The following is a 21,515-nucleotide window of genomic DNA, read 5'->3' as shown; positions in this document are numbered from 1 at the left end:
GCCTTAGTTTTGGACCAAAAAGCACAATCAAGAATGCGAGGACGACGGTGAACCACGACAGCCAGGACGCAGACCCCCGAACAACGCCGGAGCCTGTCTCACTCGCGGGGTTGGCGCGCATCGCGGGCGCGAAGATTGTCAACGCCACCGCTGGCGCCGCCGAGAGCGTTACCGTCAGCTCGGTTGGCCTGAACTCGCGCGAAGTCGACTCCGACGGGCTGTTCGCCGCCCTGCCGGGGACCCGCGTCCACGGCGCGCAGTACGCCTCCGAGTCGCCCGCCCGTGCGGTTCTTACTGACGAGGAGGGCCTCTCCATCCTCCGCGGCGCGGCGGACACCCGGCCCGTGCTGGTGGTCGACGACGTGCGCGCCATCCTGGGTTACGTCTCCGCCGAGGTTTACGGGCACCCGTCGCAACGCATGACTCTGATTGGAGTGACGGGGACGTCGGGCAAGACCACGACGACCTACCTCCTAGAGCGCGGCCTCATGGCCGCGGGCGCCGAGGTCGGCCTCATCGGCACGACGGGCACGCGCATCCGCGGCAGGGAAGTTCCGACATCGCTGACCACCCCCGAGGCCCCGACGTTGCAGGCGCTGTTCGCGCGCATGGCCGCGGCTGGTGTGACGCACGTTGTCATGGAGGTCAGCTCGCACGCCCTGATGCTCGGGCGCGTCAGCGGCACCCAGTTCGACCTCGCCGGATTCACCAACCTCAGCCAAGACCACCTCGACTTCCACCCGACGATGGAGGACTACTTTGAGGCCAAGGCGACGTTCTTCGACCCGGCCTCGCCGGTGGCGGCGTCGACAAGCGTCATCTGCGTCGACGACGAGTGGGGCCAGCGCATGGCCGAGCGCGCGGCCCGGCCGTTGCGCGTGGGTACGCGCGGCCAGGACGGGCTCGACTGCAGCGCCCGCATGGTCGGTGTGCACGAGACGGGCGCCCAGGACATCGTGCTAGCGCTCGGTGGGGAGACCCACGAATTCACGCTGCCCTTGCCAGGCGCCTTCAACGTGGCCAACGCGGCACTGGCCACCGCTCTCGCGCGCGCGGCCGGTGCGGACGTGAGCAAGTTCATCGGCGGGCTCGAGGGTGCGGCCGTGCCGGGCCGGATGGAGCGTATCGACGCCGGCCAGGGCTTTGTTGCCGTTGTCGATTACGCGCACAAGCCCGCCGCTATCGCGGCAGTTCTGCAGACGCTGCGCGGCCAGGTCGACGGCAGGATCGGCATCGTCGTCGGAGCGGGCGGCGACCGCGACACCTCCAAGCGCGCCATCATGGGGGCTGAGTCGGCCAAGCGCGCCGACCTAGTGATCGTCACCGACGACAACCCCCGCACCGAGGACCCCGCCACTATCCGCGCGGCGGTGCTCGACGGCGCGCGCTCCACCGGCAGCCCCGCAGAAATCAGGGAGAGCGGCTCGCGGGCGGACGCCATCGACCAGCTCGTCGCGTGGGCGCGGCCCGGTGACGCGGTCGTCGTGGTGGGCAAAGGCCACGAGGTCGGCCAGACCGTGGGAGACACGACACACCACTTCGATGACCGCGAAGAGATGCGGAGGGCGCTGACCGAAAACGGCTACGGTGAAAACGACGCCCACGGCAACGTGGGCCGCTAAGCAGGTAAGGACAGCTCGCACATGATCCCTCTGGAATTAGCCACGATCGCTGAGATCACCGGCGGACGGCTGAGTGACGGCGCGAACCCGCACGCCATTGTCGACGGGTTCGTCGAGTTCGACTCGCGCAAGATCTCCCCGGGAGGGCTGTTCATCGCGCTCCCCGGAAAACACGTTGACGGGCACAGCTTCGCTGCGGCCGCCGTGGAGCAAGGAGCTGCCGGCGTCCTCGCGGCCAAGGACGTGGGAGTCCCCGCCGTGGTTGTGCCGAAGGCCGCGAAACGCGACGGCGACAACTCCGACCTCGCCGCGAACGACCCGGATGGTTCGGCCGCCGGGGTCGTCGCGGGAATGTCCAAACTGGCGAGCTATGTAGCCAACCATCTCACCCACAACCACGGGCTATCCATCGTCGGCATCACCGGCTCGGCCGGCAAGACCTCAACGAAGGACCTCATCGCCAACGTTCTTTCCGCCGCGGGAGAAACCGTCGCGCCCCCGGGCTCGTTCAACAACGAAATCGGTCACCCGTACACGGTGCTGCGTTGCACGGAGTCCACCCGGTTCCTCGTCGCGGAGATGTCGGCGCGTGGCATCGGCCATATCGCCCACTTGGCGACGATCGCGCCCCCGACGTTCGGCGTTGTCCTCAATATCGGCTCTGCCCACCTGGGCGAATTCGGGTCGAAGGAGAATATCGCCGTGGCAAAGGGCGAGCTTGTCGAAGCCCTGCCAGCCGCCGCCGATGGCGGGGTGGCTATCCTCAACGCCGATGACCCGCTGGTGACCGCCATGGATTCACGCACCGGTGCCCGGGTGGTGCGCTTCTCGGCCGAGGGCAACAGCGCCGATTACTACGCCACGGATGTCTCGCTTGATGACGTCACCCGCGCCTCGTTCACCCTGCATTCGCCGGGCAACGCCCCGCAGCGGGTCAACCTCAACGTGTTCGGCGCCCACCAGGTCTCCAACGCTCTGGCGGCCGCGGCCGTCGGCATCGAGTCGGGGATCGACGCTGCGACGGTGGCGCGCGCCCTGAGCAGCGCACACGGCGTGTCGGGGAACCGGATGGACGTGCAGACCCGCGCCGACGGTGTGACCGTAATCAACGACGCCTACAACGCCAACCCCGACTCCATGCGCGCCGGGATCGCCGCCCTCGGCTTCACCGCGGCAGGTAGACCGGGAGCGCGGTCCATCGCCGTGTTGGGCGAGATGGGGGAGCTCGGGAGCGATTCCGTCAGCGCCCACCACGAACTGGGCAACGAGCTGGCCCGCTACCGCGTGACGCACTTGGTCGCGGTCGGTGACAACGACGCCATGACAGCCCTGAAGGACCGGGCGCGCGACCGCGGGATCCGTGTCGAAGCCGCGGCCGACGTGGAGGAGGCTGCGGATCTGGTGAACGGCATCTTGTCTGCGCCGCCCGCAGGGGAGGAGGGCTGGTACGACCGCGACGTCCGCGACGTGGTGCTGGTCAAGGCTTCCAACGCCCTCGGCCTCTGGGCGGTAGCCGGCAGCTTGCTCGAGGGGCATAGCATGAGGGGCGACAAAAATCTCGAGAGCAACTTCGGAGACGGGGAGCGTTAAAGCACAATGGTTCAAATCTTCATCGCGGGAGCGGTTGCGTTCCTCGTGGCAATCTTTGTGACTCCGCTGCTCATCCGGTACTTCAACCGGCGAGCTCTGGGCCAGGAGATTCGCGAGGACGGGCCGAAGTCGCACGCGCGCAAGCGCGGCACGCCCACGATGGGCGGCATCGCCATTCTTGTCGCAATCACGCTCGGTTACCTCGCGTCGGGGCTGTGGTCGTTGTCGACGGGCCACCGCGTCTTCAGCGCCTCGGGCCTCATCGTTCTCGGGCTCACCCTCGCTCTGGGCGCCGTCGGGTTCGCTGACGACGGCATCAAGCTGTTTATGAAGCGCAACCTGGGCCTGAACAAAACCGCGAAGCTCGTTGCCCAGCTAGGCATCGCCCTCGCGTTCGGCATCCTCGTTCTGCAGTTCCCGGATGACAGCGGCCTCACGCCGGCATCGACGAACCTGAGCTTTGTGCGCGACTTGGACACGATCAACTTCGCCGCCGTCGGAGGCGTCGTGGGGACGATCATGTTCCTCATCTTCGCCTACTTCCTCCTCGCCGCGTGGTCGAACGCCGTCAACCTCACCGACGGCCTCGACGGGCTCGCGGCGGGCACCACCGCACTCGTCATGGCGGCCTACACCGGTGTGACGTTCTGGCAGTTCCGCAACTCCTGCGCGGCCGCGCCGGGCCCCGGGTGCTACGACGTGCGCGACCCCCTCGACCTGGCGGTGCTGGCCGCCGCGGGCTTCGGCGCGTGCGTCGGCTTCCTGTGGTGGAACGCTTCCCCGGCGAAGATCTTCATGGGTGACACCGGCTCCCTCGCCCTTGGCGGGCTCGTGGCCGGCCTGTCCGTCACCTCCAAGACGGAGCTGCTGATGGTTATTATCGGCGCTCTGTTCGTCATCGAGGCCGCGTCAGTGGTGATCCAGGTTGTCTCCTTCAAGGCCACCGGCAAGCGCGTGTTCCGCATGGCGCCGTTCCACCACCACTTTGAAAACGGCGGGTGGGCGGAGACGACCGTGGTCATCCGCTTCTGGCTGATCGCGGCGATGTCTGTCGCGACGGGCCTTGCCCTGTTCTACGGTGAGTGGCTGACCAGGGTCGGGGCGACGCTGCCGTGACGGCGCAGATCAACACCGCTGCCATCCCCGCGGAGCTGCGGGGCGGTGTCCTCGTCGCCGGTGCGGGCGTGTCCGGTCTCGGTGCCGCGAAGCTGCTTCGCACCCTCGGCGTCAGCTTCGCCGTCGCGGACGACAACCCAGCCAACCGTGCGCGAGCCAAGGAAGAAGCAGGTGCTGCCGCATTCAGCACCGCAGAGGTGGCCGAACGGCTGGCCGAGTTCGGCATCGTGGTCACCTCACCCGGTTGGCGCCCCGACTCACCGCTTCTCCTCGCCGCCCGCGAAACCGGAATCGACGTCATCGGCGACGTTGAGCTGTGCTTCCGCCTCGACCGCGCCGGGGTGTTCGGTGCGCCGCGCATCTGGCTCGTCGTTACCGGCACAAATGGAAAAACAACGACGACGGGCATGCTCGCAGCCATTATGGATGAGTCCAGCAAGGACACTGGTCTGCGCGCGCAGGCGTGCGGCAACATCGGGGTTGCGGTGAGCGACGCGCTCGTCGCCTCCCCCCGGGTCGACGTCCTCGTCGCCGAGCTGTCGAGCTTCCAGCTGCACTGGTCGAGCCAGCTCGTCCCGGATGCGGGTGTCCTCCTCAACCTTGCCGACGACCACATCGACTGGCACGGTTCCTTCACCGCCTACGCGCAGGCGAAGGCGAAGGTGCTGGCGGCACCGTCAACCGTCGCCGGTGTCGACGACGCCGAGGTGGCCCGCTTGGCGCAGCTCACCGGGCGCGATGACATCGTCGGGTTCACGTTGGGCGAGCCGTCGATAAGCGAGCTCGGGGTCGTAGGCGGGCGGATCGTGTTCAACCGCGGAGGAGTGCTCGAGGACATCGCCAGCGCCGACGGCATCGAGCCGGCCGGGGTGGCGGGCGTGCTGGACGCGCTGGCGGCTGCCGCGGTGGCGGTAACGCAGGGAGTGGAACCGCAGCGGATCCAGGACGGTTTGTCCGGGTACCGGGTCGAGGGTCACCGTGGCGCTGTCGTGCACTCCGCGAACGGGGTCGACTGGATCGACAACTCGAAAGCGACCAACCCTCATGCGGCAGATTCGGCGCTGGCGGGAGCGGGCGCGCCCGGCACGGTGGTGTGGGTCGCCGGCGGCCAGCTCAAGGGCGCGAGCGTGGACCAGTTGATCGCGGACCACGGTCAGCTGTTCCGCGCGGTCGCGCTCCTTGGCGTGGATCGCGGCCTCTTCCACGACGCTTTGCGACGCCTTGTTCCCGACGTGCCCGTCTTCGTCAGCGAGTCCACCGACCCCGAAGGGGCGATGGACGAGTGTGTCAGGTTCGCCGCCGAGAACGCTCGGCCGGGAGACACCGTCGTCCTCGCACCGGCCGCCGCGAGTTTGGATATGTTTTCCGGGATGTCCGCGCGTGGCGACGCGTTCGCGGCCGCAGCAGTGCGACACTGCGTGTAATTCGAGCGCGACCCCGTGTTGCTACAGTCGCCGGAGTGCTTCTCGGGGCTAATGTGGCTGTAGTGATAATGGTGTTTTTTGGGACGGTCGAGGCGAAGGGGCTGCTTTCATGACGGTGACTCGAGGTGGGCGCGGACGTCCACCACACCCGGGGGCGCGGCAGGGGGCTGCGCCTGTAACCGCACACGTGCCGAGGAAAGCGCCCCAGCCCTCCCAGCCCGCGCCGTCGTCGGCACTCGCCCGGTTCATCCGCCGCGCGGATGCCGCGATGGAGGCGCGCCCGCTGACCGACTACACGATGATCCGCACGATCGTCCTCGTCCTCGCCGGACTGGGTGTGGTCATGGTGATGAGTTCGTCGATGGCGTCGTCCTTCGCTTCTTCGGCCTCCGTCTGGTCCCAGGCGATCCGACAGACGATCATGGTCGCCGGAGGCCTGTTCTTTTTCTGGCTTCTGCTCAGGATGTCGCCCGATCGGCTGCGCAGGTTCTCGCACGTCATCATGGGGATTTCGGTCCTTCTTCTCGTGGTGGTGCTCACACCGCTGGGCACGGGGCGCGAGGAGGTGGGTTCCCAGTCGTGGCTGGTGCTCGGCCCGGCCAGCCTGCAGCCGTCGGAGCTCGCGCGCGTGGCTATCGCCATCTGGGGTGCGAGCATCCTGGCGAACAAGGACTACAACCGTCCCTCGCGCCTGGATAACGGTTTCGCACCGTTTATCGCCGTCGCGGTGCTCTGCCTCGGCCTCATTGGACTGCAGGGCGACTACGGCATGGCCGTGTCATTTTCTATTGTCGTCGCCTTCATCTTGCTGTTCGCGGGAATTTCCTGGCGGCTCATCGCGGCTGCAGGCGCCGTCGCTCTCGTCGGAATGGTGTTCGTCTTCCTCTCCGGCGGTTACCGATCCAACCGCTTCCACGTGTACTTCGACGCGCTGTTCGGCCGGTTCGAGGACACGCGCGGCATCGCCTTCCAATCCCACCAGGGCTTCTTGTCGCTTGCCGACGGCTCCCTGTTCGGTGTCGGCCTCGGCCAGTCACGCGCCAAGTGGTTCTACCTGCCGGAGGCGCGCAACGACTTCATTTTCGCCGTCATCGGCGAGGAGCTCGGGCTGTGGGGCGGGGCGCTGGTCATCGTGCTGTTCGGTTTGTTGGGTTTCTTCGGTCTGCGCGCAGCCCGCCGCGCCCGCAACCAGTTCCAGGCACTCCTCGCCGCCGCGCTGACCACAGGTGTGGTCTCCCAGGCGTTCATCAACATTGCCTATGTCCTCGGCCTGCTGCCCGTCACCGGTATTCAGCTGCCGATGCTTTCCGCGGGCGGCACGTCCGCGGTAATCACGCTCGGAGCGATGGGCATGCTCGCCTCCGTCGCCCGCCATGAGCCTGACGCGGTGTCCTCGATGCAGAACTACGGCCGCCCCGCCTTCGACCGGGTCCTGGGTATCGGGGAGCCGAAGTCCCCCGGCCAGATGGTGCGCGGGCGCCGCTCCGTCCGCACCGCCGCCGGACGACGTGAGCGCTTCGGCGCACCGGTCACGGCCCGCCCCGCAGCGCCCCGCGAGCCCCGGGAGGATCGGGAGTTCCAGCGCCCCGTCACCGGCAACCGCGGGCAATCCCGCCCGCGCTACGATGTCCGGAGAGACAGTTCCTGGCGCGGCGGCCGACGCGCCAGCTAGAAGGGAGTCGCTTTCCGCATGGCTGACCAGTTGAGTGTCGTCGTCGCAGGCGGCGGGACCGCCGGACACATTGAACCCGCGCTGGCTGTGGGGGAGGTGCTGCGCGACGAGTTCGGGGTGACCGTCTGCGCCCTCGGAACGGACAAGGGTTTGGAGACCGCCATTGTCCCGGCCCGCGGTTTCGAACTCCACCTCGTCGACCCGGTCCCTATTCCGCGCAAGAAGCCGTGGCTGCTGCCCGGGGTGCCGTTGAAGCTGGCCAATTCCGTGCGGCAGACCCGCCGCGCTCTGCAGCGGAGCAACGCTGACGCGGTGTTCGGCACCGGTGGCTACGTCGCCGCCTCCGCCTACCTCGCCGCCCGGTCACTCGGCATCCCGTTCTTCGTTTTGGAAACGAATGCGCTGGCTGGCATGGCCAACAAACTCGGAGTGCGCCTCGGGGGAACCGGCTTCAACGCCGTGGCCAACTCAGGCATGGCCGGTGAAGTTGTGGGCATCCCCGTGCGCCCCGGCGTGGGTGACGATCCCGAGGGCAAGAAAGCTGACCACGGCTACAATATGTGGGATCTGGACCCCGCGCGCCCGACAATTCTGGTCACCGGGGGATCCCAGGGCGCCGCGAGCATCAACGCGGCGCTAGAGGGTGCCGTCGACAAGCTCACGGCGCGCGGCTGGCAGGTGCTGCACGCCTACGGCCGCAAGAACGACGCGCCGCAGCCGCGCGAGCACTACACCGCCGTGCCCTACATCGACGAGATGGAGGCGGCCTACGCCGTCGCCGACATTGTGGTGTGCCGCTCGGGTGCGATGACGGTGGCAGAGAACGCCGCGGCAGGCCTGTCCGCGATCTACGTTCCCCTGCCGCACGGCAACGGTGAGCAGGGCCTGAACTCCGCGCACCTGGTGGACGCGGGAGCCGCGGTGCGTATTGAGGACACCGAGCTCACACCCGACCGTCTGGTGCAGGAGGTGGACGCTATCCTCGGCAACCCCAATCGCCACGCCGCGATGCGCGCGGCGCTGAAGAATTCGGGCGCCGGGGACGTGGCCCGGGAACTGGCGCAGCGTATTGTCCGTACCGCCCGTTCCGCGCGTTCCCGCTAACCCGCCCCACTCATTTCGGAGGAAACAGCACCGCCATGACCAGCACCGACCTGTCCCGCGTCCACCTGATTGGGATCGGCGGTTCCGGCATGTCCGGGCTCGCCCACATCCTGTTGAGCCGCCACGCCGTGGTGACCGGCTCCGACGTGAAGGATTCGAGGCCGGTGCGCGCGCTACGCAGCCAGGGTGCGACGATCGCCGTTGGCCACGACCGGGCCAACCTTGAGCTGTCCGGGCAGTTGCCGACGGCGGTGGTGACCAGTTTCGCGGCCATCCCCAAAGACAATCCGGAGCTGGTGCGCGCCGCGGAGGAGGGCATCGCAGTCCTCCGCCGCTCGGATCTGCTCGCCGAGCTGATGGAGGGATCGACCCAGATCCTGCTCGCAGGCACGCACGGTAAGACGTCAACCACGTCGATGACGGTGGTTGCCATGCAGGCCGCGGGGGAGGACCCGTCGTTCGCCATCGGCGGCCAGCTCAACCTGGCCGGTACGAATGCGCACCAGGGTGCCGGAGACGCTTTCGTCGCCGAAGCGGACGAGTCCGACGCGTCGTTGCTGCGCTACAAGCCGGACATCGCCGTCATCACCAACATCGAACCCGACCACCTCGATTACTTCGGTACGCACGAGGCGTACTTCCAGGTGTTCGACGACTTCGCCGACCGCGTGCAACCGGGCGGTCATCTTGTGGTGTGCCTCGACGACGACAACGCGGCCGCGTGCGGTGAGCGCGCCAAACGGCGCGGGATCAACGTTGTCGGCTACGGAACCGCGGATGCGGCCGCGCGCCACCCCGGGATCCCGGCGGCTGCTGTGGTCGCATCCTCTGACGCGACCTCCGCCGTGGTGGAGCTGCGCGTGGGCGACGTCGAGCGCACGGTGCGCTACAGCCTGACCATCCCGGGCCACCACATGGTGCTCAACTCGGCCGCGGCCCTGGTTGCCGGAACCCTCGCGGGCGCCGACCCCGAAAAGCTCGCAGAAGGGTTGTCCGGTTTCACAGGCGTGCGGCGCCGCTTCGAGCTCAAGGGCGAGGTGACACAAGGCGCCTACGCTGGCATCCGTGTGTACGACGACTACGGACACCACCCGACAGAGGTCACCGCGGTGCTCACCGCCGCGCGCGACAAGGTGCGTGCGGAGGGCAACGGTGGGCGCGTAGTTGCGTGCTTCCAGCCGCATTTGTACTCGCGCACCCTCGCGTTCGTCGACGAGTTCGCTACTGCTCTCTCGCTTGCCGACGCCGCCGTCGTCCTCGACATCTTCGGCGCCCGCGAAGAACCCGTGGAGGGCGTCGATTCGCGCATCATCATCGAGAAGATGGATGCGGCAACCGAGGTGCGCTACGAACCGGACTTCTCCGCGGCGCCGGCGACGGTCGCGGAACTGGCCCGGCCCGGGGACCTCGTACTGACAATGGGCGCCGGCACGGTGACCATGCTCGGTGACGACATCCTTGCCGCCCTGGCGGGGAGCTAGACCATGCTCCGAAACAAACGCCGCCTCGCCGCCGGCGCCCTGCTGGCGGTGATCCTCCTCATCGTCGCCGCGCTCGTGTTGCCCCGGACCCAGGCCGTCCCCGTCAAGTCGATCGCCGTCGAGGGTGCGCAGCAGGTCACCCCCGAGCAAATCGTCTCGGCAACCGGGATCTCGCTGGGCATGCCCATGGGGGCGGTCAACACCCACGACGCCGCCGTGGGTGTGGCGGGTGTGCCGTGGGTGAAAACCGCCACGGTGTCTCGCAGTTGGCCCTCGACCATCGAGGTCGAGATCACCGAGCACGTCGCGGTGGCCTTCGTCAGGGATGGGGAAGGCAGCCACCTCATCAACTCAGCGGGAGACGTCTTCGCGGTCGACGAACCGCCGGCCGGCGCGGTGGAGATCACCGGCGACGCGGCGCGCGAAGACGGGGTTCTGGCTGCGGCGGTCGAGGTGGCGGCGTCGATAAGCGAAAAGGGGCGCGAGGCGGTGCGATCGCTCGAGGCGCGCGGACCCCACATCTTCGTGCTGCACCTGACCGACGACCGAACCGTGGTGTGGGGGGCGAACGAGGACAACGCGAACAAGGCGCTGGCGCTCGACGTCGTTTTGCAACGCGAAGGCGGCGAGTTCAACGTCACGAACCCAGAGCAGGTCACCGTCCGTTAAATCCCCAGGTCACAACCCTAAAGTTGAGGTTGAGGGTAGTGACACGCCGGACTAAAAACATGAATTGCGGAATTTCTCGCCCATGATGGAGACCACGTAAGGCCCACTAATCATGAGTTACCTGAAAGGCGAGACATCTCACATGACCTCTCCCGCTAACTACCTCGCCATGATCCGCGTTGTCGGTGTCGGCGGCGGCGGCGTCAACGCCGTCAACCGGATGATTGAAGAAGGGTTGAAGGGCGTCGAGTTCGTCGCTGTCAACACCGACTCCCAGGCGCTGCTGTTCACCGACGCGGACACAAAGCTCGACATCGGGCGGGAGGCGACCCGCGGGCTCGGCGCCGGAGCGAATCCCGAGGTCGGCCGCACCTCCGCCGAGGACCACAAGCAGGAGATCGAGGAGTCCCTCAAGGGCTCCGACATGGTGTTCGTCACCGCCGGCGAGGGCGGCGGAACCGGTACTGGCGCGGCCCCGGTCGTCGCAGGTATCGCCAAGAAGATGGGCGCGCTGACCATCGGTGTTGTTACCCGTCCCTTCTCCTTCGAGGGCAAGCGCCGCACCCGCCAGGCCATGGAGGGCATCGCCAACCTAAAAGAGGTCTGCGACACCGTCATCGTCATCCCCAACGACCGCCTGCTGCAGCTCGGTGACGCCGAGCTGTCAATGATGGAAGCCTTCCGCGCCGCCGACGAGGTGCTCTACAACGGCGTCCAGGGCATCACGAACCTGATCACCATCCCGGGCATGATCAACGTCGACTTCGCCGACGTCCGCTCCGTCATGGCCGACGCCGGTTCCGCACTCATGGGCGTGGGTTCCGCCCGCGGAGACAACCGTGTCATGGCCGCCACCGAGCAGGCGATCAACTCCCCGCTGCTCGAGGCCACCATGGAGGGTGCCAAGGGTGTGCTCATCTCCGTCGCCGGTGGTTCCGACCTCGGCCTGATGGAGGTCAACAACGCGGCCTCGATCGTCGAGGAAAAGGCTGACGACGACGCCAACATCATTTTCGGCACCATCATCGACGACAACCTGGGTGACGAAGTCCGCGTCACCATCATTGCCACCGGCTTCGACGAGAAGGCCAACGTGCGTCCCGACGCCGACCACTCCCAACAGGTGGAGCAGGGACAATCCGAGGGTTCCACCCGCGCAGTCACCGTCGACCAGGCCCCGGTCTCGGAGACCGCGACCCCCGCGCCGCAGCGCGGTTCGCTTTTCGACGACCGGACGGAGCGCGACGAGTCTTACGAAGCCCGGCACCGTTTTGACGACCGCCGCCCGGGCCTTTTCACCGACCGGGACGAGCGCCGGGATGCCCGCCGCAGTGACCGCTTTGACGATCGCTACGACAACCGAAACGACGACCGACACGACGACGTCGACGTCCCCGATTTCCTGCGCTAACGCGCACGCCGCTCAGGGCGCTAGCCTGGGTGCCATGGCTTATGGCACGACACACGACCGCCCCGTCCGCATGGTGTTCACCACCCGTGCAGGCGGGGTGTCCTCATCCCCGTACGGTTCCTTCAACCTCGGCGACCATGTCGGCGACGACCCGGAGGCGGTGCGCGCCAACCGGCGGCGCCTGGCGGAGGTGACTGGTGTTGCGCCCGAAAACTTCGTGTGGATGGAGCAGCTGCACACCAACACCGTCACCGTGGTCGACGGCCCCCGGCCCGAGCCGGTGGAGGCCACCGACGCGGTGGTGACAACCACGCCGGGTCTCGCCCTCTGCGTTCTCGTGGCCGACTGCGTTCCGGTCCTGCTGTCGGATCACGGCGCGGGTGTCGCCGCCGCCGTGCACGCCGGGCGGGTCGGCGCCCGCAACGGTATCGTGCGCAAGACGGTGGAGACGATGGTGGAGCAGGGTGCGCGGCCCGGCAACATCCAGGCCCTCCTCGGGCCCGCAGCGGCAGGGGAGTCGTACGAGGTGCCCGGTGGCATGGCTGCGGACGTCGAAAAGCATCTTCCCGGTTCAAGGACCCGAACGCGCGCCGGTACCGACGGTGTCGACATCCGCGCCGGGCTGGTGCGCCAGCTCATGGGGCTCGGAGTGACCCACATCGACGCGGACCCGCGTGACACGGTCACCGACGGGGACTTCTTTTCCTACCGTCGTGACGGCCAAACGGGAAGGCAGGCCGGTGTGATCTGGTTGACGGGAGTGGGCAGTGACGGCACCGACTAGGAAAGACGAGCTGAAAGCCAACCTCGAGCGTGTGCTCGGGGAGATCCGCGACGCCGAGCGCGCTGCCGGGCGCGAAGCAGGCAGCGTGCGCCTGCTTCCGGTGTCGAAGTTCCACACGGTAGATGACATCGCCACCCTCGGTGAGCTTGGCGTGGAGCTAGTGGGGGAGAACCGCGAGCAGGAGGCGCGTGGCAAGGCCGAAGAATTAGCCGCCGCCGGCTGCGCGGTAGGCATCGCGATGATCGGTCAGATTCAGTCGAAGAAGGCGAATGCCGTGGCACGGTGGGCCGCTGAGGTGCATTCGGTGGACTCGGTGAAGCTCGCCGAGGGGCTCGACCGGGGCATGGCGCTCGCGCTCGAACGTGGCGTCCGCACCGCCGCGCCGCTACCGTGCCTGGTTCAGGTATCCGCGGACGGTGACACCGCTCGCGGAGGAATCCCGTACGCGCAGCTGGACAACGTCGCGGAGGCGATCGAGCGCGCCGAACACCTCCAGCTGGCGGGGTTGATGGTCGTCCCGCCGCTCGGGTCCGACGCCGCGGCCGTATTCGCGCAGGCCCGTTCCCGCGCCGACGCCCTCGGCGAGAAACACGGCCGCGCGATGCTCCTGTCTGCGGGTATGTCCGGCGACTTCGCAGAAGCCGTCGCTTGCGGGTCTGACATCGTGCGTGTCGGAACCGGGGTGTTTGGGGCGCGGCCCGTAGGCTAGCCCCATCGGACGGCAACTACCCGCAGGAGCACCCACTTATGTCTTTCATCGGCAGCGCAAAGGAATTTTTCGGCCTAGGCGTCCAAGACGTCAACGAGGCAGATGACGCCTACTACTACGACGACGAGCGCCGCTACGCCGCAGCGGACACCGGTTACGGCCGGGGTGACAGGATTGACAGGGAGGTTGCGGAGCGCGACACCCGCGCGTACGGCTCCACCCGCGTGCACACCCCGGCAGTGTTGACGGTGACGCCGCGCAACTACAACGACGCCCGCGAGATCGGCGAGCCGTTCCGCGACGGCGACGCCGTGATCATGGACCTGACAGACCTTGACGCGGCCGACGCGAAGCGTCTCGTCGACTTCGCCGCCGGCCTGTGCTTCGCCTTGCGCGGCAAGATGCACAACCTCTCCCGCAACATCGACACCGACCGCCGCGTCTTCGCCATCGCCCCAGAGAACGCTGGCATCGCACCGCTGGAGCTCGAGCGCGCCGCTCACCTGCGTTAGACACGCCGAGCACCGAGCGCCAATGCCCCGGTTCCGTCTCGCACGGAGCCGGGGCATTAGTGGTGGCGGGCCGGCACCGGTAGGCTTCACCCCGTGGCTCTGTTCGGATCAATTCTTTTCGCGCTCGTCGGGTTGTACTCGCTCATGGTGGTCATCCGGATCATCGTGGAGATGATTCAATCCTTCTCGAAGCACTTCGACCCGCCCCGCTGGTTTATGATCGCCGCAGAGTATATCTTCGTGGCCACGGACCCGGCGGTGAAGGCGCTGCGCCGCCTTATTCCGCCGCTGCGCTTGGGAAACGGAATCGGGATCGACATCAGCGTCATCGCGCTCTTTCTCATTCTTGCGCTGCTGCAGTTCATCATCCACGCCTTCTTGGTGCTGCCGTTCCTGCGCTAAGCGGCGGGAATTCCTACCCCGTGCGCGTGTAACGGCGCGTAACAGGTCAACGTCAGGGGTAGATTGAAGGTATAAATGACTTGACGTGGGAGTGCTTCGGTTACACTCACTGTGTTAACTCATTAAAAAACGTACATATATTTTGGGAGTTCGCTTTTAGAGGGCGGGCACCCAAGCGCTCACGCAGGTGAGCTCGACATCAACGCGAAGGGAACTCTAATGCCGCTGACTCCAGCAGACGTGCACAAAGTCGCTTTCAACAAGCCGCCGATCGGCAAGAGGGGTTACAACGAGGACGAGGTCGACCAGTTCCTCGACCTGGTAGAGGACACCCTCGCCCAGCTCTTGGACGAGAACGACGACCTGCGCGCCCAGGTGGAGGAGCTCAGCCGCGGTGGCGCAGCTCAGGCTCCCGCCCCTGCCGCGGCAAAGGTTGACGCACCCCAGGTTGATGAGAAGGCCCTGCGCCAGAAGCTCGAGGCAGAGCTGCGCGGGGAGTACGACAAGAAGGTGCGCGCTGCCGAAGAGGCAAAGAACCGCGCCGAGGCAGAGGCCCGCAGCGCCCGCGAAGAGGCTGACCGCGCAGTCAAGCAGGCGAAGGAAGCCCAGGAGAACAAGGACACGAAGGGCACCCAGGCCGCTGCAGTCTCCGCGCAGCCGGCGCCGAAGACCGAGGCGTCCGCCGACACCCACGTCCAGGCCGCCAAGGTCCTCGGCCTGGCGCAGGAGATGGCTGACCGCCTGACCTCTGACGCCCAGGCTGAGGCTCGTTCCATGCTCGACGAGGCCCGTGGCGCCGCCGAGCGCCAGCTGCAGGAAGCGGAGTCCAAGGCGAACGAGACCACCAGCACGGCGGAGACCCGTGCGCAGAAGCTCGTGTCCGACGCGGAAAAGAAGGCCGCAGAGACCACAAGCGACGCGAACTCCCGCGCTGAGGCTCAGGTTCGCCAGGCTGAGGAGAAGGCCCAGAAGCTGCAGGCCGACGCCGAGCGCAAGCACACCGAGATCATGAACACGGTGAAGCAGCAGCAGACCGCCCTGGAAAACCGCATCGCGGAGCTTCGCACCTTCGAGCGCGAATACCGCACGCGCCTGAAGACTTTGCTGCAGTCCCAGCTCGAGGAGCTCGAGTCCCGCGGCACCTCCGCACCGAACGGAGACGCAGGCGAGAAGTAGCCCTCCGCTTGTCGACGCCCCCTCGTCCCGCACCGGGATGCGGGGGCGTTCGCCTTTCACCGCCCCGGGGTGGCGGGTGACGGCACCGCTTGAGCGCGATACGGGCCGACGGGTTAGAATAAACCCCGTCGCCGATGCGTCGCACCCAATACGCATCGAACGCGCGCGTTGATCCGGCCATCACCGGGGAGCGTTTCCGGAAGAAAGGCCCACCAATGGGCCCAGTAGAACCGGACGTCTACGGGAAGACGTCACTTCCTTCACCACAACGAAGTGGGAGTCGGCTTCGGCCCGCTCCAAGCAGGGTGGTACCGCGCGGTAACCCGCGTCCCTGCACCAGCGACATTGACGTGAGTGAAGGAGTAGGAGACATGACCGAGGTCGGCGGTGTGTACCCCAAGGTCGATATGACCGGGGGCAGCAGCAACTTTCCCGCAATGGAGCGCGTGGTTGGCGCGTACTGGGATGAGGATGGCACGTTTCAGGCGTCGTTAAGCAACCGTGAGGGCTGCGAAGAGTACGTCTTCAACGACGGCCCGCCGTTCGCCAACGGCCTGCCCCACTACGGACACCTTCTGACGGGCTATGTCAAAGACATCGTGCCGCGCTACCGCACCATGACGGGCCGCTACGTCCCGCGCGTGTTCGGTTGGGACTGCCACGGCCTGCCCGCGGAGCTGGAGGCGGAGAAGCAGCTCGGCATCACCGACAAGGCCCAGATCGAGGACATGGGCCTGGAGAAGTTCAACGAGTACTGCGCGAAGTCCGTCATGCACTACGCGGACGAGTGGGAGGACTACGTCAACCGCCAGGCGCGCTGGGTGGATTTTGGCAACGGCTACAAGACGATGGATGCGGACTTCATGGAGTCCGTCATGTGGGCGTTCAAGGAGCTCTACGACAAGGGCCTGATCTACCAGGGCTTCAGGGTTCTGCCGTACTCCTGGGCCGAGCACACCCCGCTGTCGAACCAGGAGACCCGCCTCGATGACTCCTATCGCGAGCGCCAGGACCCGACGGTGACGGTGACCATGCCGTTCACCGGCGCGCGGTCCGGATTCCCCGCCGAGACAACCTGGGCCGAGCATCCCGAGCTCCACGACGCCGCCGCCATCGCCTGGACGACCACCCCGTGGACGCTGCCGTCGAACCTGGCGCTCGCCGTCGGCCCCGAGGTGGAGTACTCGCTCGTGCGCGTCGCCGACGACGGTGCCGCCGGGTTTACCGGCCAGAAACTGCTGCTCGCCTCGAACCTGGTGGGTGCGTACGCCAAGGAGCTCGGCGGCGATGCCGAGGTCGTGGAAACGTTTACCGGCGCCGAGCTCGAGGGTCTCGAGTACACGCCGGTGTTCGACCACTTCGCCGACACCGAGAACGCCTTCATGGTGCTGGTGGCCGATTACGTCACCACTGAGGACGGCACGGGTGTTGTCCACCAGGCCCCCGCCTTCGGCGAGGACGACATGGCCACCACCGAGAGGTATGGCATCCCGCTGGTCATCCCCGTCGATGCCGACGGCAAATTCACCTCGCTGGTGCCGGAGTACCAGGGCTCGCTTGTCTTCGACGCCAACCGCGACATCATCCGCGACCTCAAGGCTGCCGGGCGTGTGGTGCGCGACCAGACCATCGTGCACTCCTACCCGCACTCCTGGCGCTCGGGTGAGCCGCTGATCTACATGGCGCTGCCGGCGTGGTTCGTCAAGGTTTCCGAGTTCCGCGACCGCATGGTCGAGCTTAATCAGGAGATCGAATGGATCCCGGGACACATCCGCGACGGGCAGTTCGGCAAGTGGCTTGAGGGCGCCCGCGACTGGAACATCTCGCGCACCCGCTACTGGGGTTCGCCCGTGCCGGCGTGGGTCTCCGACAACCCCGAGTACCCGCGCGTCGACGTCTACGGCTCCCTCGACGAGCTCGAGCGCGACTTCGGCGTGCGCCCGCAAAGTTTGCACCGCCCGCATATCGACGAGCTGACCCGCCCGAACCCGGACGATCCCACGGGCCAGTCCACCATGCGCCGCGTGCCGGACGTGCTGGACTGCTGGTTCGAGTCCGGCTCCATGCCGTTCGCGCAGTACCACTACCCGTTCGAGAACGTCGCAGAGCACGACGCGCGCCAGCCGGCGGACTTCATTGTCGAGTATTCCGGCCAGTCGCGCGGCTGGTTCTACGTCCAGCACGTGCTGTCCACCGCGCTGTTCGACCGCCCGGCCTTCAAGAAGGTCGTCGCGCACGGCATCGTGCTGGGTTCCGACGGGCTGAAGATGTCGAAGTCCAAGGGCAACTACCCGAACGTCTTCGAGGTCTTCGACCGCGACGGTTCCGACGCGATGCGCTGGTTCCTCATGTCCAGCCCGATCCTGCGCGGCGGCAACCTGATTGTCACCGAGCAGGGCATCCGCGACGGCGTGCGCCAGGCGCTGCTGCCGATCTGGAACGCATACACCTTCCTGCAGCTCTACAGCTCGCAGGACGCGCAGTGGTCGGTGGACTCGACGGACGTGCTCGACCGCTACATCCTGGCCAAGACCCACGACCTGGTGGCGCGCGTCGGTGCAGCGCTGGAGGACACGCGCATTGCGGACGCCTGCGACGAGGTGCGCCAGTTCGCCGACACCCTGACCAACTGGTACGTGCGCCGCTCGCGCGACCGTTTCTGGGAGGGCCAAGAGGCGCACCCGGAGGCCTTCAACACCCTCTACACGGTGCTGGAGATCACCTGCCGTGTCGCAGCACCCCTGCTGCCGTACATCACCGAGGTCATCTGGCGGGGCCTGACCGGTGAGCGCTCTGTGCACCTGGCGGATTACCCGCGCGCCGAGGAGATCCCGGCGGACCACGGCCTCGTCGAGGCGATGGACGCCACGCGCGCGGTGTGCTCCGCGGCAAGCTCGGTGCGCAAGTCCAACAAACTGCGTAACCGCCTGCCCCTGCCGAAGCTGACGGTGGCGCTGCCGAACGCCGCGCAGCTGGAGGACTTCGTGTCGGTGATCCGCGATGAGGTCAACGTCAAGGACGTCGAGCTCACCCCGGACGTCGCCTCCGCGGGCTCGTTCGAGGTCGTTGTCAACGCGAAGGCGGCGGGCCCCGTCCTCGGCCGCGACGTGCAGCGCGCAATCAAGAACGTCAAGGCTGGCAACTACGAGCGCCGTGGCGAGGACGTCGTTGTCGACGGCGACATTGTGCTCACGCCCGAGCTCTACACCGAGCGTCTCGTGGCCGTGAACCCGGAGTCGACCGCGCGTGTCGACGGCCTGGCCAACCAAGACGGCCTCGTCGTCCTCGACACCGAAGTCACCGAGGAGCTCGAGGCCGAGGGCTGGGCAGCGGATGTGATCCGCGGCCTGCAGGATGCCCGCAAGCAGGAAGGCCTCGCCGTGTCCGACCGCATCGCCGTCGTGCTCGCCGTGCCCGCCGAGAAACAGGAGTGGGCGCGCCGCCACGCCGACCACATCGCCGCGGAGACCCTGGCGACGTCCTTCGACGTCACCACGGAACCGGTCGGTGGCAGCCACCAGGTCCTCGACGGGGTCACCGCTACCGTGGTGAAGAACGGCTAGCCCGTGGGCCGGGCAGAGAGGTGGGCCGCGCCGGGGCTGATGGTGGTCTCCGGCACCTCCCTCTACGCTGGCGCGGCGGTGGCGGTCGGGCTCTTCGGCGCCTTCCCGCCCGCGCTCGTCGCGTGGTTCCGCATCTCCGCGGCCGCCCTTCTCCTGCTCGCTTTTCGACGCCCCCACCCGCGCCTCTTTGTCGGAGCCGCGGGCAGGACGGCGGCGATCTACGGTGCAGCGACGCTGGCGATGAACATGACGTTTTACGCCGCCATCGCTCTCATCCCGCTGGGCACCGCGGTGGCGATCGAGTTCCTCGGCCCCGTCGCCGTCGCCGCAGTCGGCTCGCGCACGGCCCGCGACTGGGCGGCGCTGGGCCTCGCGACCGCTGGCGTGCTGGTTATCTCGGGTGCCACGTGGTCCGACAACGCCGCGGGCATCCTTCTGGCGCTGGCTGCGGGTGTGCTGTGGGCGGCCTACATCGTGGCGGGTTCCCGTATCGCGTCCGATCCCGGGACATCGAAGTCGTCGACCGCGGTCGGCTTCGCCTGGGCTGCGTTTCTCGCGCTGCCGGCCGCAGTCTGGTTGTGGCCGGACCACCCCCAGGTCGGGGTTGGAAGTCTCGCACTGATGTGGCTCGGCCTCGGGTTCTTCTCGGCCGCGCTGCCGTACTCCCTGGACCAGGTCGTCATGCGTCTCGCCGGGCCCGCTGGATTCGCGCTGCTCCAGGCGATTCTGCCGTTGGTGGCCACTGCCGTGGGAGCGCTGGTGCTGCGCCAGTGGCTCAGCCCGGCAGAAATGATCGGCATCGTGCTCATCGTCTCGGCGGTGGCGTTGCGCAAGCCAGCGGAATAAAGGTCCCGTATGGCAATTCCTCAGCGGCGCTGGGTCTTACACATCGACATGGATGCGTTCTACGCCTCCTGCGAGCAACTCACCCGCCCCACGCTCAAAGGCCGCCCGGTGCTCGTGGCCGGTGTCTCCGGGCGCGGAGTGGTCGCGGGTGCGAGCTACGAGGCCCGCAAGTACGGCGCCCGCTCCGCCATGCCCACCCACCGCGCAGCGCGCCTCGTCGGGCCCAGGGCGGTGCTGGTGGCTCCGCGCAGGGCGGTGTACACGACCGCGTCGCGGCGCGTTTTCGAGCTGATCTCACGCCGCGTCGACATTGTGGAGCAGCTCTCCATCGACGAGGCGTTCATGGAACCCGCCGAACTGGCCGGGGTGACGTCGGAGGAGGTGCGGGAATGGTCGAACCGGTTGCGGGCGGAGATTAAAGAGGAGACCGGGTTGCCGGCGTCGATAGGCGCGGGCTCCGGCAAGCAGTACGCCAAGATCGGCTCGGGCCTTGCCAAACCAGACGGGGTGTTCGTCATCCCGCACGCCGAGCAGCTCGACATCCTCCATCCCCTGCCGGTCAACGAACTGTGGGGAGTAGGTCCGGTGACCGAGGCCAAACTCGCCACGGCGGGAATCGAGACAATCGGAGACTTCGCGCGCCTGAGCGAGAAAGAGGTGGAAATCTCGCTGGGAGGGGCCGTGGCCAAACAGCTGTGGTGGCTCGCCCGCGGCGTGGATGACCGCGAGGTCGCTCCCCGCGCCGAGGCGAAGCAGATTTCCTCGGAGCACACCTACCCGCAGGACCTGACCGCGCCCCCCGAAGTAGATGCGGCCCTGCGGCGGGCCGCCGAGGAGTCGCACCGCCGCCTGCTCAAGGACGGCCGCGGGGCGCGGACGGTGAGCGTGAAACTGCGCATGGCGGATTTCCGCATCGAGTCGCGCTCCGCCACGTTGCCCTACGCCACCGATGACGCCGACACTCTACTCGCCACCGCCTTCAAGCTGGTCCGCTACCCGGACGAGGTTGGGCCGATTCGGCTCGTCGGAGTGTCCTACTCCGGTTTGGAGGACGCACTGCAGGACGTGCTGTTTCCCGAGTTGGACCAGCGCATTGTCAAACCCGGGCCCGCGGCCACCGACTTCGAAACCGGGGTAAGCGACCACGCTGCCGCCGCCGGGGTGGAATTCACCGCGGAAGCGGGGGAGAAGCCCGGCGTGTGGCGGGCGACGCAAGACGTCTTTCATCCTGAGCACGGCCACGGCTGGGTGCAGGGGACCGGCCACGGCTGGGTGACGGTGCGTTTCGAGACACGGGCGACCGGCCCAGGCCGCACGGTCAACCTGCGTGTCGACGACCCTCTCTTGCGCCCGGCCGACCCGGTGGACTCACTAGCCTGGGGCGATTGGCTGCACCGGAGCATCTAGTTGCCCTGGTCGAGCCGGCGCTTTCTG

Annotated in this window: 17 protein-coding genes; all 17 read left to right on the top strand. The window is 67.4% G+C overall.

Features of this window, described 5'->3' with window-relative positions:
* The first annotated feature begins 47 nt into the window (after window positions 1-47).
* The 17 genes from G7Y29_RS07310 (at window position 48) to G7Y29_RS07230 (ending at window position 21,488) form a co-directional block, all read left to right on the top strand.
* On the top strand, window positions 48-1,622 hold the full coding sequence (locus G7Y29_RS07310) for a UDP-N-acetylmuramoyl-L-alanyl-D-glutamate--2,6-diaminopimelate ligase (protein WP_413228006.1): 1,575 nt from the start codon (window positions 48-50) through the stop codon (window positions 1,620-1,622).
* A gap of 21 nt (window positions 1,623-1,643) precedes the next feature.
* Window positions 1,644-3,212 (top strand): UDP-N-acetylmuramoyl-tripeptide--D-alanyl-D-alanine ligase, encoded by a 1,569-nt coding sequence (locus G7Y29_RS07305; RefSeq protein WP_165002641.1) that lies wholly within the window; start codon window positions 1,644-1,646, stop codon window positions 3,210-3,212.
* 6 nt (window positions 3,213-3,218) lie between these two features.
* Window positions 3,219-4,328, top strand: coding sequence for a phospho-N-acetylmuramoyl-pentapeptide-transferase (gene mraY, locus G7Y29_RS07300; RefSeq protein ID WP_165002640.1), 1,110 nt, complete (start codon window positions 3,219-3,221; stop codon window positions 4,326-4,328).
* Window positions 4,325-5,752 (top strand): UDP-N-acetylmuramoyl-L-alanine--D-glutamate ligase, encoded by a 1,428-nt coding sequence (gene murD, locus G7Y29_RS07295; RefSeq protein WP_165002790.1) that lies wholly within the window; start codon window positions 4,325-4,327, stop codon window positions 5,750-5,752. The genes mraY and murD overlap by 4 nt, the downstream gene beginning before the upstream one ends.
* Before the next feature lie 268 nt (window positions 5,753-6,020).
* Window positions 6,021-7,424 carry an FtsW/RodA/SpoVE family cell cycle protein gene (locus G7Y29_RS07290; RefSeq protein ID WP_165002788.1) on the top strand — a complete coding sequence of 468 codons (1,404 nt, stop codon included), beginning with the start codon at window positions 6,021-6,023 and terminating at the stop codon, window positions 7,422-7,424.
* Between the two features lie 18 nt (window positions 7,425-7,442).
* Window positions 7,443-8,528, top strand: coding sequence for a UDP-N-acetylglucosamine--N-acetylmuramyl-(pentapeptide) pyrophosphoryl-undecaprenol N-acetylglucosamine transferase (locus G7Y29_RS07285; protein WP_165002639.1), 1,086 nt, complete (start codon window positions 7,443-7,445; stop codon window positions 8,526-8,528).
* A gap of 35 nt (window positions 8,529-8,563) precedes the next feature.
* A complete protein-coding gene (murC, locus tag G7Y29_RS07280; RefSeq protein WP_165002638.1) occupies window positions 8,564-10,009 on the top strand; it encodes a UDP-N-acetylmuramate--L-alanine ligase in 1,446 nt (481 codons plus the stop codon).
* Window positions 10,010-10,012: 3 nt separating this feature from the next.
* Entirely contained in the window at window positions 10,013-10,678 is a 666-nt protein-coding gene (locus tag G7Y29_RS07275) for a cell division protein FtsQ/DivIB (protein WP_165002637.1), read from the top strand.
* 142 nt (window positions 10,679-10,820) lie between these two features.
* Window positions 10,821-12,089 carry a cell division protein FtsZ gene (gene ftsZ / locus G7Y29_RS07270; protein ID WP_165002636.1) on the top strand — a complete coding sequence of 423 codons (1,269 nt, stop codon included), beginning with the start codon at window positions 10,821-10,823 and terminating at the stop codon, window positions 12,087-12,089.
* A gap of 34 nt (window positions 12,090-12,123) precedes the next feature.
* Window positions 12,124-12,873, top strand: a complete 750-nt coding sequence (gene pgeF, locus G7Y29_RS07265) for a peptidoglycan editing factor PgeF (protein ID WP_249399719.1) — start codon at window positions 12,124-12,126, stop codon at window positions 12,871-12,873.
* A complete protein-coding gene (locus tag G7Y29_RS07260; protein ID WP_165002635.1) occupies window positions 12,857-13,582 on the top strand; it encodes a YggS family pyridoxal phosphate-dependent enzyme in 726 nt (241 codons plus the stop codon). Before pgeF ends, G7Y29_RS07260 begins: the two co-directional genes overlap by 17 nt.
* 38 nt (window positions 13,583-13,620) lie before the next feature.
* Window positions 13,621-14,094, top strand: coding sequence for a cell division protein SepF (locus G7Y29_RS07255; RefSeq protein ID WP_165002634.1), 474 nt, complete (start codon window positions 13,621-13,623; stop codon window positions 14,092-14,094).
* A 93-nt stretch (window positions 14,095-14,187) separates the two neighbouring features.
* Window positions 14,188-14,496: a YggT family protein gene (locus G7Y29_RS07250; RefSeq protein ID WP_165002633.1), complete on the top strand. Its 309-nt coding sequence runs from the start codon at window positions 14,188-14,190 to the stop codon at window positions 14,494-14,496.
* A 219-nt stretch (window positions 14,497-14,715) separates the two neighbouring features.
* A complete protein-coding gene (gene wag31, locus G7Y29_RS07245) occupies window positions 14,716-15,672 on the top strand; it encodes a DivIVA-like cell division protein Wag31 (protein WP_165002632.1) in 957 nt (318 codons plus the stop codon).
* Between the two features lie 371 nt (window positions 15,673-16,043).
* Complete coding sequence (gene ileS, locus G7Y29_RS07240; RefSeq protein ID WP_165002631.1) at window positions 16,044-19,235, top strand: isoleucine--tRNA ligase; 3,192 nt, start codon at window positions 16,044-16,046, stop codon at window positions 19,233-19,235.
* A 39-nt stretch (window positions 19,236-19,274) separates the two neighbouring features.
* The gene (locus G7Y29_RS07235; protein WP_165002783.1) at window positions 19,275-20,081 is read left to right on the top strand and encodes an EamA family transporter; all 807 of its coding nucleotides are present in this window, start codon (window positions 19,275-19,277) and stop codon (window positions 20,079-20,081) included.
* Window positions 20,082-20,090: 9 nt separating this feature from the next.
* Entirely contained in the window at window positions 20,091-21,488 is a 1,398-nt protein-coding gene (locus tag G7Y29_RS07230) for a DNA polymerase IV (protein WP_165002630.1), read from the top strand.
* Window positions 21,489-21,515 lie beyond the last annotated feature (27 nt).

Source organism: Corynebacterium qintianiae, assembly GCF_011038645.2.
Taxonomy (GTDB): domain Bacteria; phylum Actinomycetota; class Actinomycetes; order Mycobacteriales; family Mycobacteriaceae; genus Corynebacterium; species Corynebacterium qintianiae.
This window is presented reverse-complemented; position numbering and strand designations above follow the sequence as displayed.